At 47.1% G+C, this 17,597-nt stretch carries 18 protein-coding genes; 8 read left to right on the top strand and 10 right to left on the bottom strand.

Annotated elements, in window-relative coordinates:
* Position 1 precedes the first annotated feature (1 nt).
* From P2W84_RS10180 to ubiE, 7 genes are all read right to left on the bottom strand, one after another.
* Entirely contained in the window at positions 2-886 is an 885-nt protein-coding gene (locus tag P2W84_RS10180) for an NAD kinase (protein ID WP_276090086.1), read from the bottom strand.
* Positions 887-909: 23 nt separating this feature from the next.
* Complete coding sequence (locus P2W84_RS10175) at positions 910-1,572, bottom strand: CBS domain-containing protein (protein ID WP_276090006.1); 663 nt, start codon at positions 1,570-1,572, stop codon at positions 910-912.
* Entirely contained in the window at positions 1,573-2,337 is a 765-nt protein-coding gene (locus tag P2W84_RS10170) for an alpha/beta hydrolase (RefSeq protein WP_276090005.1), read from the bottom strand.
* Positions 2,338-2,407: 70 nt separating this feature from the next.
* Positions 2,408-2,854: a GatB/YqeY domain-containing protein gene (locus tag P2W84_RS10165; protein ID WP_276090004.1), complete on the bottom strand. Its 447-nt coding sequence runs from the start codon at positions 2,852-2,854 to the stop codon at positions 2,408-2,410.
* Positions 2,855-2,859: 5 nt separating this feature from the next.
* On the bottom strand, positions 2,860-3,618 hold the full coding sequence (locus tag P2W84_RS10160) for an SDR family NAD(P)-dependent oxidoreductase (protein WP_276090003.1): 759 nt from the start codon (positions 3,616-3,618) through the stop codon (positions 2,860-2,862).
* 45 nt (positions 3,619-3,663) lie between these two features.
* The gene (locus P2W84_RS10155) at positions 3,664-4,398 is read right to left on the bottom strand and encodes an outer membrane beta-barrel protein (RefSeq protein ID WP_276090002.1); all 735 of its coding nucleotides are present in this window, start codon (positions 4,396-4,398) and stop codon (positions 3,664-3,666) included.
* Positions 4,395-5,126: a bifunctional demethylmenaquinone methyltransferase/2-methoxy-6-polyprenyl-1,4-benzoquinol methylase UbiE gene (gene ubiE, locus P2W84_RS10150; RefSeq protein ID WP_276090001.1), complete on the bottom strand. Its 732-nt coding sequence runs from the start codon at positions 5,124-5,126 to the stop codon at positions 4,395-4,397. The genes P2W84_RS10155 and ubiE overlap by 4 nt, the downstream gene beginning before the upstream one ends.
* Positions 5,127-5,177: 51 nt before the next feature.
* Here ubiE and yihA point away from each other — a divergent pair, with 51 nt between their 5' ends.
* Genes yihA through P2W84_RS10130 form a run of 4 tightly spaced genes read left to right on the top strand, consistent with a single transcriptional unit; the run spans position 5,178 to position 10,357 of the window.
* The gene (yihA, locus tag P2W84_RS10145; RefSeq protein ID WP_276090000.1) at positions 5,178-5,816 is read left to right on the top strand and encodes a ribosome biogenesis GTP-binding protein YihA/YsxC; all 639 of its coding nucleotides are present in this window, start codon (positions 5,178-5,180) and stop codon (positions 5,814-5,816) included.
* Complete coding sequence (locus P2W84_RS10140) at positions 5,813-6,679, top strand: UbiA-like polyprenyltransferase (protein WP_276089999.1); 867 nt, start codon at positions 5,813-5,815, stop codon at positions 6,677-6,679. Before yihA ends, P2W84_RS10140 begins: the two co-directional genes overlap by 4 nt.
* Positions 6,680-6,690: 11 nt before the next feature.
* The gene (locus P2W84_RS10135; RefSeq protein WP_276089998.1) at positions 6,691-8,406 is read left to right on the top strand and encodes a M3 family oligoendopeptidase; all 1,716 of its coding nucleotides are present in this window, start codon (positions 6,691-6,693) and stop codon (positions 8,404-8,406) included.
* A 1-nt stretch (position 8,407) separates the two neighbouring features.
* A complete protein-coding gene (locus P2W84_RS10130; protein ID WP_276089997.1) occupies positions 8,408-10,357 on the top strand; it encodes an amino acid permease in 1,950 nt (649 codons plus the stop codon).
* Between the two features lie 244 nt (positions 10,358-10,601).
* Here P2W84_RS10130 and P2W84_RS10125 read toward each other — a convergent pair whose 3' ends face one another.
* Complete coding sequence (locus P2W84_RS10125; protein ID WP_276089996.1) at positions 10,602-12,554, bottom strand: KUP/HAK/KT family potassium transporter; 1,953 nt, start codon at positions 12,552-12,554, stop codon at positions 10,602-10,604.
* A 149-nt stretch (positions 12,555-12,703) separates the two neighbouring features.
* Between P2W84_RS10125 and P2W84_RS10120 the strand changes: the two genes are divergently transcribed.
* The 4 genes from P2W84_RS10120 (at position 12,704) to bcp (ending at position 16,107) form a co-directional block, all read left to right on the top strand.
* Positions 12,704-13,222, top strand: coding sequence for a T9SS type A sorting domain-containing protein (locus tag P2W84_RS10120; RefSeq protein ID WP_276089995.1), 519 nt, complete (start codon positions 12,704-12,706; stop codon positions 13,220-13,222).
* A gap of 81 nt (positions 13,223-13,303) precedes the next feature.
* Positions 13,304-13,915: a fumarylacetoacetate hydrolase family protein gene (locus tag P2W84_RS10115; protein WP_276089994.1), complete on the top strand. Its 612-nt coding sequence runs from the start codon at positions 13,304-13,306 to the stop codon at positions 13,913-13,915.
* 6 nt (positions 13,916-13,921) lie between these two features.
* Complete coding sequence (locus P2W84_RS10110; protein WP_276089993.1) at positions 13,922-15,640, top strand: M23 family metallopeptidase; 1,719 nt, start codon at positions 13,922-13,924, stop codon at positions 15,638-15,640.
* 5 nt (positions 15,641-15,645) lie between these two features.
* Complete coding sequence (gene bcp / locus P2W84_RS10105) at positions 15,646-16,107, top strand: thioredoxin-dependent thiol peroxidase (protein ID WP_276089992.1); 462 nt, start codon at positions 15,646-15,648, stop codon at positions 16,105-16,107.
* On the opposite strand, the gene P2W84_RS10100 is transcribed toward bcp, so the two are convergent.
* Both P2W84_RS10100 and P2W84_RS10095 read right to left on the bottom strand, forming a co-directional pair.
* Positions 16,076-17,230, bottom strand: coding sequence for a response regulator (locus tag P2W84_RS10100; protein ID WP_276089991.1), 1,155 nt, complete (start codon positions 17,228-17,230; stop codon positions 16,076-16,078). The two genes, bcp and P2W84_RS10100, sit on opposite strands and share 32 nt — an antisense overlap.
* On the bottom strand, positions 17,227-17,595 hold the full coding sequence (locus P2W84_RS10095; RefSeq protein ID WP_276089990.1) for a hypothetical protein: 369 nt from the start codon (positions 17,593-17,595) through the stop codon (positions 17,227-17,229). Before P2W84_RS10095 ends, P2W84_RS10100 begins: the two co-directional genes overlap by 4 nt.
* Positions 17,596-17,597: the final 2 nt, after the last annotated feature.

Genomic DNA, 17,597 nt, shown 5'->3' with positions numbered 1-17,597 from the left:
CTTAATAATTCCTGGAGTCAATGCCCCAAAGTAACTTCTTCCTTAACGTAGTTAAATAGCTTTCATTATTCAGCCGCACAAGGTTCACATAAAAAGCAGCTTTTTTCAGGATGATCTTTACAGATCTGTCAACGATCTCGGTCCTTGAATCACAGGACACCAGAAACTTCGCACTTCTGGCTTCGATCTCAAAGACAAGCGACACATCGTCAGGCACTACCAGGGGCCGCACGTTCAGGTTGTGGGCCGCAATAGGTGTGATTACCAGGTTCTGGGCACCCGGGTAAATGATCGGACCACCGCAACTCAGCGAATATGCAGTAGAGCCGGTGGGCGTCGCAATGATCAACCCGTCTGCCCAATAGGAATTGACAAACTCGTCGTTCATATAAGCATGGATAATCATCATTGCCGAGTTGTCGCGTTTATGAATGGTAATGTCGTTCAGTGCGAAATTCTCGTCCTCAAATAGCCCATGCTTTGATTCCAGGCTTAAAAGCGTCCTCTGATCAATTGTAAATTCTTTATAACGTAAGGCAGTGATCGCTTTGCGTATTTCCTCTTTGTTGATACTGGCAAGGAACCCCATACGGCCAAAATTAATCCCGATAACAGGTATTCCCGAGTCCCGGATCAGTGAAAGTGTATCCAGCAATGTACCGTCACCACCCAGACTTAACAGCACATCGACTCCGTTCAACAAATCCAGATTGCCCTCAAATGTACCGACCGATGTATTTAGCTTCACATTCCTTCCGCAGATAAAATCGAAATACTTGGAATAAACAACGGCCTCTGCACCAGATTCATACAGCACATCAAACACCTCCTGGACATAGGGCAGCACACTATCGTTAAATTCCCTTCCGTAAACAGCAATTTTCATGACATCAGCCGGCATCAGATACCTTATACATTTAAATAATTCATCAGTGAATTATACCTGTCTTCCGTTCCGTTATCGGAAATGGTACTATTGAAAGCTGCTTTTACCTCGTAGCTATACCGCTCGAAAGCAGCGACAATACCGGACAGATCAGTTTTGTTTATTTTCAGTGTGACCTCCAGCCTGGTCGAATCCGGAAATGACTGCACATAAGAAGACAATATCTGTGCGCCGTCTGCCTCTACGATCTGAGCCATATGCGCAAGAGAATTATTCCGGTTGCTGATCTCCAGTACCAATATACCGCCAGGTTCCTTTACCGCAAACAATTCCGATATGTATTCAGTAAGATTGTTCACCGAGATCAGACCGAGATAATTCCTGTTGACATCCAGTACCGGTACAACGGACAACCGAAGCTGGTTAAATAACCTGATCACATCATATATATGTGTATCTTCATATACAAAGGGATTCAGAATAGACAGGGACAAGCTCCCGACCGGCAGGTCACCATCCCTTACCTCAATCAGATCATCTTCCTTCATAAGTCCCAGAAATTTAGACGCGTTGACCACCGGCATATGGGACAACTTAAACTCCGTCATCCTTTCCAGGGACTTCCTTACCGAATCCGAAGTCTTCAGCGGCGGGATGGCATCAGATATCATTTGGGAAGCCAGCATTTACTTGAGCAGTATTCTGTTTAAAAATTTATCAAGGTAAACATTAAATTCATGAGGCCGTTCCATCATCGGCGCGTGACCGCAAAGATCAACCCAGTTCAGTTCAGAATTGGGCAACAGTTCGTGAAACTCTTCTGCAACATCCGGTGGTGTAATCTTATCCTGCCGGCCCCATATCAAAGACACCGGAATCGTGATCCTGGAAAGTTCCTTTGCCATATTGTGGCGGATCGCAGATTTCGCAAGCGCAAGTATCCTGATCACACGGGAGCGCTCATTTATTGTTTTAAAGACTTCGTCTACCAGTTCCTTCGTCGCGATAGCAGGGTCATAAAAGGTAAATGCTACCTTTTCACGCACATAGTCATAGCTCTCCCTTCTTGGGAAAGAGCCACCGAATGCGTTCTCATAAAGCCCTGAGCTTCCCGTAAGTACCAATGCCTTTACGTGTTCCTGGTGTGTAGTAGTGAACACGAGTCCGACATGTCCGCCCAGTGAATTTCCAATGAGTACAACCTGTCCTAACTTCTTATGCCTGATAAATCTGTATATATATTTTGAAAGACTCTTTACCCCAAGTGTGAGTATCGGCAATTCATAGATCGGCAAGATCGGAACGAGAATATGATAGCGGTCCTTAAACTCGTCGATCACCGGTTCCCAGTTGCTCAGTTCCCCCATTAAACCATGAAGTAATACCAGGGTTTCACCTTTTCCAGCTTCAATATACTTAAACCCGCTCTCGTCTATCACTTCGTATTTCATATATCAGATTATAACGTCTCGATGCTAAGTTAGCTGACTTAAATTAATTTAATGTAATTTGAAATCATTTTTATGCCAGAAGGGCCTTTACTACCTCAGCGATCAGCTTCCCTTCTGCTTTCCCCGCAAGTTCCTTATTGGCCAGTGCCATCACTTTTCCCATGTCCTTTACAGAACTTGCGCCTGAAGCAGTAATTAGTCCCGTTACGATTTTCTCCACGGCATCGCGGTCCAGCTGAGCAGGAAGATAGGTGCTGATCACCACGACTTCCTCTTCTTCGATGTGACTCAGGTCTTCCCTGCCCTGCGAGCGGTAGATATCAGCAGATTCTTTTCGCTGCTTGATTAATTTTTGAAGTATCTTCAGTTCCGTTTCTTCCGTAATGTCCTCAGACGGTCCCTTCTCAGTCCTGGCCAGCAATATCGCCGCCTTTATTGCCCTCAGCCCTCTGAGTTTTACCTGATCTCTGGCCAGCATGGCCGCTTTTATCTCCTGGTCTATCGTATTTGCAATCATATTATCTACTTTCTGTTAATGACCGTAGCCGTAGCCTGTGCAGTCGGCATGATCAGCATATCGTTAATATTTACATGGGCAGGCCGGCTCACCGCAAACCAGATCGCCTCCGCAATATCATTGGCAGCCAATGGTTCAAGCCCATCGTAAACCTTCCTGGCCCGCCCCTCATCCCCCTTAAACCTCACCATTGAAAATTCTGTCTCCACCATACCCGGGTTAACCGAGGTCACCCTTATCCCGTGTGGCAGCAAGTCAATCCGCATACCCTGGCTCAGTGCGTCAACCGCGTGCTTTGTCGCACAATATACATTACCGTTAGGATACACCTCCTGGCCTGCAATTGACCCGATGTTCACAATATGCCCGGTCTTTTCTGCCACCATCCATGGCGATACAAGCCTGGTAACATAAAGTAAGCCCTTGATATTGGTATCGATCATCGTGTCCCAATCCATAATGTTCCCTTTGTCAATCGGATCCAGACCCAGGCTCAGCCCGGCATTATTGATCAGTACATTTACCTTCTTCCACTGAGCAGGTAAAGTATCCAGCCTGTAGGCCAGCTCTTCCTGGTCCCGTACATCAACTTCCAGGCACTTTACGTTGACATGATGTGTTTCCCGTAACGCGGAAGAAATAACCTCCAGCAGCGCTGCACGCCTCGCAAGCAGCACAAGATCATAGCCCTGGGCGGCAAATAAATCAGCACAAGCTTTCCCTATGCCCGAAGTAGCGCCGGTAATCAATGCGATTTTTGACATTATCCAAACAGCTTTATTTAACAAAACTATGCTTTTTCAGCACATTTATTCAAAAAACAAACTAAAGGTGATCTGTCGTAACATCAGTTTGTCAATGGGTGAAGCATAACGGTTAGGCTCATGCCTCAATACATCCTTCAGCGAATAAGACAATTTCAGTTCAGGGGACATCTTGAAATATTCAAAATACAAGTCAAATCCAAAACCTGCCTCATAAGACAAATAACTTCGCTTATTGTTCACAAACTTCTCCATCGGATCAGTGATCAGCGCATTATTTGTTTTCTTTCTGGAAGAAATATCAACGGAATACTTTGCACCTCCAAGCATATAAGCCCTGAAGTTGTTTCTGCGGTCCGACTTCAATTTGACCCCCAGTGGAAATTCCACCAGCGTTGCCTGGACCTTCTTATCGGTATTATCCTCCGGTTCCTCATAGGTATACCTCAGGATACGATCGCTGAAGACAAGCGTAGGTGTAAATCTTACATCGGCGTTTTCGTTGATCCGTTTATTGGAAACAAAGCCAATACCAAACCCTGCAGAGGGTATGGCCGCAATCGACCTCATCCGGGAAGGTATCCTGTCCTGTCCATCTATATCTATGGTATAGGGCTCCGCCCAGTCCTTGTTTTTCAATACCTTATATTCAGAAGACAAATACTGGAAAGTGAACCCGAAATGCAAATCCGTTTCATCCACGCCACCACCCCAGTTTTGTGCACCTGCGCGTGAGCAGCAAAGCAAAAAAACAAGAATCAGTCCTGGTCTTATGTTCATTTGGTACCGGTATAAATTGCACTTATTCCAAACGTTAAACGTTTTTCTGTAGTATTTTTAAAGCCTGCCCTCTTCATTACTCCGAGAAAATCAGACCCGTCAGGAAAAGCAGCCACAGACTCAGGAAGATAAGTATAAGCCCTGCTGTCTCTGGAGAACCATTTGCCCAGGATCGGAGTTACATATTTAAAGTAAAAATGATAAGCCTGCTTTACCGGAAACCTTCTTGGCTTCGAGAATTCGAGTACCACCAGTTTGCCTCCCGGCTTCAGAACACGGTGCATATCCCTCAGTCCCTTTTCCAGATTTTCAAAATTTCTCACGCCAAAAGCCACGGTTATCGCGTCAAAGGTATTATCCGGAAAATGTAGTCCCTCTGAATCCCCTGCCTGCACAGAAAAAATCGGTTCCAGACGTCGTTCGGTGATCTTCTTCCTGGCGACCTCCAGCATTCCCTCCGAAATATCTACGCCGATCACCTTTTCAGGCTTCAGTATCCTTATCGCCTCAAAAGCAAAGTCACCTGTACCGGTGGCTACATCGAGGATCAGGGCAGGTTTCAATTGCTTCAGCTCACCGACCGCCTTCTTTCTCCAGATAATATCAATGCCCATTGACATAAAATGGTTCAGAAAATCATAGGTGCCGGAAATATTGTTGAACATCTCCGCAACCTGCTCCTTTTTAGAAGTGGTAGCAGATTGATAAGGTGTAATGTTTTCGTTCATGGATACCGCAAAGATAAGTATTGTTGAAAACTAATTTTCTACCTTTGTCAGATGATTATAAAATCAGCGGCCTTCGTCTGCAGCAATACCAAAGTTTCTGCGCTGCCCCCCCCCGTGATGCCCGAATACGCTTTTATTGGGAGATCAAATGTGGGTAAATCTTCATTGATCAACAAACTGGTCAACCAGCACGGACTTGCCAAAACCTCCCAGAAACCAGGCAAAACACAACTGATCAACCATTTCCTGGTTAATAACGAATGGTATATCGTTGATCTTCCTGGTTATGGTTATGCAAAGGTTTCCAAAAGCAGCCGTGAAAAATGGGAAAAATTTATCCGCAATTACATACAAAAAAGGGAAAGCCTGCAATGCATCATGGTGCTTATCGACAGCCGGCTTGAACCTCAGCAGATTGACCTGGACTTCTGTTACTGGCTGGGTGAGATACAGATCCCGTTTGTCCTCATTTTTACCAAATCAGACAAACAATCGGCTACCAAAACCAGTAAAAACGTTTCCCTGTTCAGGAAAGCGCTGCAGCAATGGTTTGAAGAAGTTCCGCCGGCCTTTGTAACGTCCGCTGAAAGTGGCCAGGGAAAGGATCAGGTCCTGGACTTCATCAGTCAGACCAACCATGATTTTGTCATGCCAGTCCTCCAAAAAACAACGCAACCGCAAGACCAATGAAGAAATACTTTTCACTCGTATTATTTGCGCATTCCGTTTTTGCCCTGCCTTTTGCCATGATCGGCTTTTTCCTTGGACTCGCTGACAATACGTCTCCTTTTAGCTGGAGTTTGTTTGTTCTGGTGATCCTATGCATGGTATTTGCGCGAAATTCCGCAATGGCTTTTAACCGCTATCTTGACCGCAAGATAGATGCAAAAAATCCGAGGACAAAAACACGTGACATTCCATCGGGCAGGGTCTCTGCCAGTGAAGCGCTCATTTTTGTGATCATCAACTGCCTGCTCTTCGTCACCACCACTTGGTTCATCAACCCCTTGTGCTTTTACCTTTCGCCAGTGGCATTGTTTATAGTACTGGTTTACAGTTATACCAAAAGGTTTACCGCCCTTTGCCATCTTGTGCTTGGACTTGGGCTTGGGCTCGCTCCGGTCGGTGCCTATATTGCCGTAACCGGAGCCTTTAGCATTGTGCCTGTATTGTATTCTTTTGCCGTACTCTTCTGGGTAAGTGGCTTCGACATCATCTATGCACTTCAGGACCAGGATTTTGACCGCCGGGAGAAACTACATTCCATTCCCGCAGCACTCGGGACCCGCAATGCACTAAGACTTTCCGAACTGCTCCATACCGGCGCGGCCCTATGTGTCATCGCTCCTGTATTCCTTACCCAGCTCAGCTACGCCTACTATGCGGGCGTCGTTTTCTTTTGCGCAATGCTTGTCTACCAGCACTTGCTGGTCAAACCTGAAGATATCAGCAGGGTAGACCGTGCCTTTGCTACCACCAATGGCTATGCCTCAGTAATTTTTGCGGCTTGCTTCCTCCTTGACACCTTTTTACGTACAAACTTCAACCTATAATATTTCAGATAATGATAGACCTGACCATACCTCCCAAAAAACGCAATTATATTCCACAGGAACTGGAAATCAAATGGGATAACATTAAGCCCATACTCGATGAGCTGTTATCAAGGGAAATCAATAGCGTACAAGCACTTGAAAACTGGCTGAAGGACAAAAGCGAACTTGAGGCAGCCCTCGAAGAAGACTTTGCCTGGAGGTATATCCGGATGAGTTGCGATACCGCGAATGAAAAACTGGTACAGGACTTTCAATATTTTGCTACAGAGATCGAACCTAAGGTCTCTCCAATCAACAATCAGCTGAACAAGAAGTTCAACGATAATCCCTATATAGACGCGCTTGACCAGGAAAAATACTTCGTCTATATCAGAGGCATCCGTAAGGCCATAGAGATCTACAGGGATGAGAACGTTGAACTGCTGACCAAACTACAGGTCGCGCAACAAAAATACCAGGCCACCACCGGCGCCATGAGTGTAATCATCAAAGATCAGGAATATACGCTGGAACAGGCGTCCAATTTCCTCAGGGACACCGACCGGGCAGTAAGGCAGAACGCCTGGGAAACCATACAGCAGCGCAGGCTGGTTGACAAAGATAACCTTAATCTTCTTTTTGATGAGCTCGTTGCCATGCGCCATCAGGTTGCCCTCAATGCAGGCTTCGAGAACTACCGGGATTATATGTTCCAGGCATTGGGCAGATTTGACTATACGCCACAAGACTGTTACCAGTTCCATGAGGCTATTGAAAAACATATTGTACCTCTGCTGAGCGAACAGGCCGAAAAAAGAGCCTCGGCACTAGGCATACCCAATCTCAGGCCCTGGGATATGGAAGTCAGCACCACCGGAAAACCGGCCCTCAAGCCTTTCAGAAACGGAGAAGAGCTGATTGACAAAAGTATTGCCTGTTTTAATCAGATCGACCCGAAACTTGGGCATATGTTATCTATCATGAAAGCCAATAAGCTTTTCGATGTAGAGAGCCGCAAAGGAAAGGCCCCGGGAGGTTATAACTATCCGTTAGCAGAAACCGGAGCTCCGTTTATCTTCATGAACTCTGCCAATTCGCTGCGTGACCTGACCACGATGGTCCATGAAGGGGGGCATGCCGTGCATACCTTTCTTACGGCCGGGCTTGAGCTGAATGACTTCAAGCACTGCCCGTCCGAAGTAGCCGAACTCGCTTCCATGAGTATGGAACTAATCTCCATGGGCAACTGGAATATCTATTTCGACAACGAGGATGACTTGCTGCGCGCAAAAAAGGAACAACTCACCGATGTCCTCAAGACCCTGCCGTGGGTAGCTGTTATCGATCAGTTCCAGCACTGGATATACACCAATCCGGAGCACAATGCGGCCGACAGGGAAGAAGCGTTCAAGCAAATCTACAGCAGGTTCGGTGCAGGCTTTACACACTGGGACGGGCTGGAACAGCAAATGGGCAACCTATGGCAAAAACAGCTGCATCTGTTCGAAGTACCCTTTTACTATATCGAATATGCCATTGCCCAGCTTGGTGCGATCGCCATATGGAAGAACTATAAAGAAAATCCGCAGGATGCGCTGAAACAATACCTTGCAGCCTTATCTTTGGGCTACAGCAAGCCAATAGGTGAGATCTATAAGACAGCGGGGATCAGGTTCGACTTCAGCCCTGCTTACGTGCAGGAGCTTGCAGCATTCATTAAAGAAGAACTGGCTAAATTAGGTTAAGATGTTCGAACAACTCTTCCGGAAAAAAGAGGTATCAAAAATACTTGCTGACGCAGAAAAAGGCGATTCCACACACGGTACCTCCTTACATAAGACTCTCGGCGTAAAGGACCTGACCGCATTCGGCATCGCTGCGATCATCGGCGCCGGAATTTTCAGCACCATTGGCAAAGCTAGTGCAGACGGCGGCCCGGCGGTCATCTTTCTGTTCATTTTCACTGCAGCTGCCTGTAGTTTCGCTGCCTTTGCCTATGCCGAATTCGCTTCGATGGTTCCTGTTTCCGGAAGTGCATACACGTATTCCTATGTAGCATTTGGAGAACTGGTAGCCTGGATCATCGGCTGGTCGCTGATTATGGAATATGCCATTGGCAATATCACCGTTGCCATATCCTGGTCTGATTACTTTACGGGGCTTTTATCTTCCATAAAGATACCGGCCCTGCAAATTGAGGGCATCCATCTCCCCGACTGGATGACCATGGATTACTTCACCGCTTACAAGGGACACCAGCACGCACAAGCACTCATGAACGCGGGCAGCAATTATGAAAACCTCGACAGTTCCATCCGGGAGGCCAGCAACGCCTGGCTTACCGCTCCAAACATAGGTGGCCTGCATATCGTTGCAGACCTTCCAGCCCTGGGCATTATTATCTTCATTACCTATCTGGTATACCGCGGTATGAAAGAATCCAGAAACGCAAGTAACGCTATGGTCATCATCAAGCTTGCTGTAATTCTGCTGGTACTTGCCGTCGGCGTTTTTTATGTCGACACCAGAAATTGGGATCCCTTCGCTCCAAACGGCATTTCCGGTGTACTTAAAGGTGTATCTGCAGTATTCTTTGCCTACATCGGGTTTGATGCCATCTCCACCACAGCCGAAGAATGCAAAAACCCGCAGCGGGACCTGCCCAGAGGGATGATGTGGGCCATCATTATCTGTACCATTCTTTATGTTGCGATAGCGCTTGTCCTTACCGGGATTGTCAGTTACAGATCCCTGGCGGTAGGAGACCCGCTGGCTTTCGTATTCGATCAGATCGACCTCAAGTTACTCAGCGGAATCATTGCTGTCAGCGCGGTTTTTGCCATGGCGAGTGTACTGCTGGTCTTTCAGATGGGACAGCCCAGGATATGGATGAGCATGAGCAGGGATGGCCTGCTGCCCAAATCCTTTTCGAGGATACATCCAAAATACAAAACCCCTTCGTTCGCTACGGTCGTTACCGGTTTCGTTGTCGCCATACCCGCCTTGTTTATGAACCTGACCATGGTTACCGATTTATGCTCTATAGGTACCTTGTTTGCTTTTGTGCTCGTTTGCGCGGGCGTACTGGTATTACAAAACAGACCAGGTATTCAACGTGGAAAATTCCGTATCCCTTATATCAATTCCAGGTTCTTTATCCCGGCTGCCTTCGTTGCCGGCATTGGGATCGCTTTTGGTCTCTATCGCTCAGAAAGCACCGCATTTCTCCTGAACCAGCCGAAAAACCACGATCCTGTTGCGTTGGTTACTTCGCTGAACAAGCAACAGCTCGTGGTATTGAAAAGAGAAATACAGGCAGAAAAAGCGAAGACGGGCAGCGTTGAACGCAACATCAACGCTATCGACTATCTGAACAGCCTCAGCCCTTCGGCCTACGGAGAATTTATCGCCAATTCCGCACTTCCTGCGGACAGCAAGTATGAAAGCGGCTGGGCGCTCTTCAAACATAAAATCCCCATGTGGATTTTTCTGCTCATCTGTATGGTGATTATGTATTACTGTATTACCCGAAACCTATCCCTGATCCCGGTCCTGGGACTCATCAGCTGCCTTTATATGATGTGCGAGCTCGGTATCTCCAACTGGATAGGGTTTGGTGTTTGGCTTGTTGTCGGGCTGATCCTGTACATTTGCTACGGATACCACCACAGCAAGCTCAACAGTCAGAATATGTAGAAAAAATTACACAATAAAAACCTTCTTTTGTGGAAATTAAAAAATATTTAAAATAAATTCTACAATTCGAGAATATATCTCTACATTAGTATTTATAACTCAATACAATATCCCGGAGAGGATATCTGTTGAATTGCCCTCCTAATTATCCCTACATTGTCTGGCAGGAAAACCAGACAGTAAAAGCTCCTCCCCGGAGCTTTTTTTTTATACGGTCAACTATGCTGGAAACCCCTACACCCTCCTATGTGCTGATCCTGTCCAGTTCAATATCATCAGGTGCCACAAAGATCAGCGGTACCTTTTCTACATTCACATAGCTTGAATCCAGACCAAAACTTCTTACCTCTGAAAGGCTCAGGCGTTTCAGGATAAAGTAATAATCCATAATCGTACGCTCATAGAAGCTCAGATTGGAAAACTTGGACAAATGTTTTTCAAGAAGTACAAATCTGAAATCTCCGGCAATTTTGTGCTTGTTCAGCGAAGTATACTGGCTTGTAATGTCAATTTCCCCGTTTTTCACCAGTTCTTCCACAACTTTCCGGTACAGCAGATTAACCCTTTGCTCCACGCGGAAACCCAGTTTGAAGTCGATACGTATCAGCTTACCCGGGATCAGGAACTCTACCTTATATTCCCTGGTAAACGGCTCGTCAACTACATCTACATGCACCAGCCAGTACACATCGGCACGCTTAGGTTCCTTTTGTATGATCGAGTAAATGATTTTCGATTCTATCTCTGTTTTAAAGTTGGCGCTGGTCAGGTAAACCAGCTGAGAGCAGTATTTAGGTACAGACTCATCGTTGCTCAATTCTCCGATGATCTGGTAATAGTCCTCAATCTCCACATACTTTACAAAGCGGTTCTTGATCTTACGGGATACATACCAACTCCACATCACCGTGAAAAGCGCCATACCGATCATCACCGTTACCCAGCCACCGTGCAGGAACTTGGCCATGTTACCTACCAGGAAGGTGACCTCGATAGCGCCATAGATCAGCAGGAAGACAACGATGACATACAAAGGCACTTTTTTACGCTTCATATAGGCCGCAATCAGTATGGTGGTAGCAAGAAAAGTCATATTGATGGCCAGGCCATATGCTCCTTCCATTCTGGATGAATTCTGAAAGATCAAAACGATAACCATACATCCCGCCCACAATATCCAGTTGATTGAAGGCACATAGATCTGTCCCTTCTGGTTACTCGGATAATTGATCCGAACTTTAGGCCAGAGATTCAGTCTTACAGCTTCAGAGATAAGGGTAAAAGATCCTGTAATCATCGCCTGGCTTGCAATAATCGCTGCACACGTGGCCAGACCGACCAGGAACAATAAATATTGGGACGGGATCATCTCAAAGAACGGGTTCAGGTGCGTATCGTAATTGCCGTGTTTCAATGTCCACACGCCCTGACCAAGATAGTTCAGGATCAGCATCAGCTTCACAAATACCCAGCTTACCCGGATGTTCTTCCGCCCGCAATGCCCCATGTCTGAATACAATGCCTCCGCACCAGTTGTACACAGGAACACACCACCTAAGATCAGCAGGGCGATAGGGCTTTTAGCCAGCAGCATCACCGCATAATAAGGATTGAAGGCCCTCAGGATACTCAGGTCCTGCATCACAAATAACAACCCCAGGAAACCAAGTGTAGTGAACCACAGGAACATTACCGGGCCGAAAAGCCGGCCTACCAGGTCTGTGCCAAATTGCTGGATCACGAATAAAACCGTAATGATCGTCAATACAATCGGGATCACCTGAACCTCCGGGAACTTCAGTTTCAACCCTTCGATGGCAGATGTGACGGTAATACTTGGCGTAATGATACCGTCCGCCAGCAATGCACAACCTCCGATCACTGCCGGGATGACCAGCCACTTTGCATTCTTCCGTACCAGGGAATACAGCGAAAAAATTCCGCCTTCTCCTCTGTTATCTGCCCGCAGCGTCACCACCACATATTTCAACGTCGTCTGCAGGGTAAGCGTCCATATGATACAGGAAAGAGCACCAAGTACAAAATTTACATCCAGCGGATGCCCCCCTGCCGCTGCCGAATTAAAGATCGCTTTAAGTGTGTAGAGTGGTGAGGTACCGATATCACCATAAACAATCCCTAAACTGACCAGCAGGCCACCAGCAGTGACCGCATTCAAATTCTTATGATCTGACACTTTGATTTAATTATGCGCGCAAAACTACAAATAAATATTCAGGTAGCCGCTCAACGTAATAACTTGTTAAATATTGTTAAAAATCTGATCATCGAACAAAATCATTAATTATTTTGTTTTTTTATTTATATTTTTGGCGAGTACCAAACATGAGCAAGACCCTCCAGACAACCCGGCTCCTTTATATCTTTTGCATTTTATGCTTGGGTGTTCTGGGCAGCAGTGAGGTTTATGCTCAGAAATCTGACAGTATCATCAACAGCATCCGCCTGAAAAGGATCAGTAAGACGCCGCAGATCAAGGCAAGTGTTCCTACCTACAGGCCCAACTATGGTATTGGTTCCAATCCCTACGCGGATGCTTCCGCAACCGGCATAACAAAATCCATTCCGCAGCCTGCATCAAAACTGCTCTCCGTACTTAAAGTGTATCCTAATCCGGTCGAAGACCAGATCAACCTGATCCTGCGCCTGGACCGCGAATCCCCGCTTTCGGTGAAGATCATGGATTTACTGGGCAATGAGATCGTTACGCTTTCCAATGAACGTACCCAGTCTGGGGAGCAGACCAAAAATTACAACATCCCCAACCGTCTCAATGCCGGTATTTACTTCCTGAAAATCACCGCAGGATCAGAAACGGTCGTCAAACGGATTTCTGTTCTCTAAACAGCCCCCCGGTTTTATTCCTTCTTCTAAGGATTTAAGCGCAGGAATGTCTATTTTAGCAGCATTCTCCAGTATAACACTATGAAGATAATTGCCGTAGGACGTAATTACGCAGCACATGCGAGGGAACTCAATAATCCAGTACCTGGCCAGCCCGTCATCTTTCTCAAACCTGATACCGCAGCATTAAAGGACAACCGCCCCTTCTATCTGCCGGACTTTTCAGCCGATATCCATTATGAACTGGAAGTTGTGCTCAAGATCAGCAGGGAAGGCAAGCATATCGCAGAAAAATTTGCCCATAATTATTATGAAGAGCTCGGCCTGGGCGTAGATTTTACCGCCCGTGACATCCAGGCAAAACATAAGGAACAGGGCCTGCCCTGGGAATTGGCCAAAGCCTTTGACAATTCCGCTGCCATCAGCCCGTTCCTACCTAAATCTGGTATCCCCGACATTTACGGCATCCATTTCGACCTGCAGATTAACGGAGAAACGAGACAGCAGGGCAACACTGCCAATTTGCTGTTCTCTTTCGAACATATCATTTCCTTTGTATCCCGGTACATTACCCTGAAAAAGGGCGACCTCATTTTTACCGGGACACCCGAAGGCGTGGGCCGTGTTCAGCAGGGCGACCACCTGGAAGCCAGCCTCAACGGGACGCAACTGCTCAGTTTCGACATCAAATAATCATCCATGAAACTTCCCTTACTGTTCATCCTGTTCGCAGGCGCATACCTGAAATTAAATGCTCAGCATATCTATAGCGGAAATAAGTACCCGCTTACTGACTTTAGGCGGCCCCTGGACATTACACCGCCAGCGCTGGCAGGATCCTTTGGGGAACTACGGGCGAACCACTTTCATTCTGGTATCGATTTCCGGACAAACCAGCGCCAGGGTTATCCTGTGTATGCAATAGCCGACGGGTATATTTCCAGGCTCCGCGTGCAGAACAGTGGTTTCGGGCTTGCGCTTTACATCAATCACCCCAACGGTTACACCTCGGTATACGGCCATCTGCAGCGCTTCAACCCAAAAATCGCCCGTGAGGTCAAAGCCCTTCAATATCAAAAGAAATCCTACGAAATCGACGAATTCCCAAACGCGCTGCTGATTCCTGTACATAAGGGCGAGATCATCGCTTATTCAGGAAATACCGGGAGCTCGGGCGGGCCACACCTGCATTTCGAGATCAGGGATACAAAAAACGAAGCCACCATTAACCCGCAGTTCTTTGGTATAGACATTCCGGATGATATCCCACCGGTGATCTACGCTATTTACAGCTACCGGCTCGGCCACAGGCCATTTAACGAATTTACCCCCAAGCAGCTGCACCAGGTAACCGGAAGTGCGGGCAATTACCGGTTGTCTGGTCCGGCCTTACAGCTCAGCGGTGAGACCGGGTTCGGTATTGTGACGACCGACAGGCACAACGGCGCTTCCGGACTCAATGGCGTATATTCCATAGAATTACAGCTGGATGGTACACCGGTCTGTATCTCAGCACTTGAACGTTTCCAGTTCGAAAACAGCAAGGCCATTAACGCTCACATTGATTACCCCGCATGGCTCAATACCAAACGTTCTATACAAAAAAGCTTTGTCGATCCGGGCAACCCTCTCGGCATTTACAGCAACCTGGTCAATAACGGGCGCATGCTGTTCAATGACGGAAAGTTACATGAGCTTAAATATATTGTTACTGATGCAAAAGGCAATAAAAGCAGCCTCAGTTTCCAGGTTCAGGCCGGTGCCGATGACGCTCCTCTTCCTGCAGCCGGCAGTTCCGGTCAGCCTGCCTTTTCGTATGCCACAGCCAATGAATACAACACCGAAGATATTAGGGTCATCATCCCAAAAGGCAGCCTTTATGACGACCTGAGCTTCGTTTACAAGAAATTACCCAATTCTGCTGCCGGGGCCTATTCCGGTATACACCAGGTACACAACAAGCTTACCCCGCTGCATAATGGGTTCCAGCTCTGGATCAGGGCAGACGCAGTGCCTGAAAAATACCGGGAAAAAGCACTGATCGTTAATACAAACAGGGTCTCGCAGGGCGGAGCCTATGAAGATGGTTACATCAAGACAAGCCCCCGGAACTTCGGCAGCTTCTTTATCGCATTAGATACCATCGCGCCCTCTGTAAGCCCGCTTAACATTTCGGAAGGTAAACGTATGGCCGGCCTCAGCAAAATGTCCTTCCGGATAAGCGATAACCTGTCTGGCATCAAGAGCTTTAACGGTTACATTGACGGACGTTGGGTACTAATGGAATTTGATACCAAGACTGCCGGCCTTTGGCATACCTTTGACGAAAATACAGGTCCGGGCAAACATAGGCTCGAGCTGGTGGTTACAGATATGAAGGACAACACCAGGAACTATTCCATTACTTTTTACAGATAAACATCATGAGCGAATTAAAAGAAGGCCAGAAGGCCCCCGATTTCACCTCAACAGACCAGCATGGTAACACGGTATCCCTCGGACAGTTTGCAGGGAAGACTGTCGTGCTTTATTTCTATCCTAAGGACGACACTCCGGGCTGTACAGCAGAAGCGTGCGACTACCGCGACAACTACCAGGGCCTCAGCGCCAAGGGTATCGTCGTGCTTGGCGTAAGCGTAGACGATGAAAAATCACACCATAAATTTGCCAGCAAATACAGTCTTCCGTTTACCCTGCTCGCAGATACCGACAAAAAGATTGTGGAAGCCTATGGTGTATGGGGAGAAAAAAATATGTACGGAAAGACTTATATGGGTACCAACCGCAGCACCTTTATTATCGACGAGAATGGCAACATTGCCCATATCATTAAAAAAGTAGACACTAAAAATGCTACGGCCCAGGTGCTTGACCTGCTGAAATAGATGACCTGCCATACAGGGCTTCAGAAAGCTTGCTGTAAAGTTCTGCCGCCCTGTACGGTTTGGATATGTATTCATTGATTCCGATTTCCAGGCAACGCTCCCGGTCACCTGTCACAGTATGCGCAGTCATTGCAATGATGGGTACCGCTGCTTTTTCCGAAGGCAAACCCCGGATCCTGCTGCTTGCCTCGTAACCATCCATCTCTGGCATCTGCAAGTCCATCAGTACGATATCTGCCCCCGCTTCTTCAAGCCTTTGCAGGGCAACCCTGCCATTTTCAGCTGCCAGAACTTCGAATCCACGCTTTTCCAGCAGTTTCTGAACCAGCATCAGGTTGATCTCATTGTCCTCCACGACCAGTACCCTGACCCCCTTCCCCCAGTCCTCATTGCGCTCCTCATACATCGTCGCTTCCACTGTTTGCATGACAGCGCCCCCTTTCTCTATTTCCAGTTGCTCAAGTGCCTTATTCAGTGCCTGCAGCAAACGGTCACCAGACTCAATGATCAGTTGCAGAGACTGTCTACGTTCTTTATTATATTCTGTCTCGATCAAATGCCGGGAAAAGCCAAGTATTGCGTTCATCGGCGTACGTACTTCGTGGCTCATGTTCAGCAGGAATTCGCGCCGGGCATTTTTATTCCGCTCTACAGTTGCCGTCATTTCATTAAATGCCATTGCGACCATTCCGATCTCATCTGAAGAAAATACTTGCACACGCTCAGACAGTAAACCGCTTCCTACCCTTGCTGAACCTTCAATAATTGCGTCCACGCCCTTTTTCAGATTCCGATTGATGGAAACCGATAACAGTACAGTTGCCGTTCCAATTGTCAGCGACAATGCCATGACTACCTTTAATATGAGTCCCTCCAGCCAGCGGGCCCCTTCGCCAAGTGTATAGGAAAAATTATCCTCTAATCCGGTCAGTTGTACGTTGATATAATCAACCTCCTTCAGCAACACCTGTATTTCGTCCTGATCCGCACCTTGTGCGACAAGATCGTGGAGGTTTTCGCCGATCACGATCAGTTTTTCCAGCGCGGGTTCTGCATTCGCCCATGCGGTAAAGGCCCTCTTCAGGTAACTTACGTCATGGAAACGCATCAACAGGTTGATCATTCCATCGACATCATCCGGATGGTTCCGGCCCTGGATAAAATGCTGCCTGGCTTTTCAAAATCAGGCATGGACTTCATCAGTTCCAGCCTGGCGGCTTTGTCCCCGTAGGGTACCTCCAGAAAACGCTTAAACTCCTCGTAGTCATTTTCATCTTGCGTTTGGGCATATCTCCGCAGGTTCATGACCGCATCCTTCTGCGCCTTGGACCAAAGGCCTTCTCCGCTTACATAAGACCGGACCGCAGACAATGTCGTTATTGCAAACCACAACGTACACAGTTCGATCGTCACAAGCAAAGCCGTAAACCCGATCGTAAAGTACAGTTTCCTGGAAATGGATATGTTATTCAGTCTTAAAAACGCCACAC

It is taken from the genome of Pedobacter sp. JY14-1 (assembly GCF_029269825.1).
GTDB lineage: Bacteria > Bacteroidota > Bacteroidia > Sphingobacteriales > Sphingobacteriaceae > Pedobacter.
This window is presented reverse-complemented; position numbering and strand designations above follow the sequence as displayed.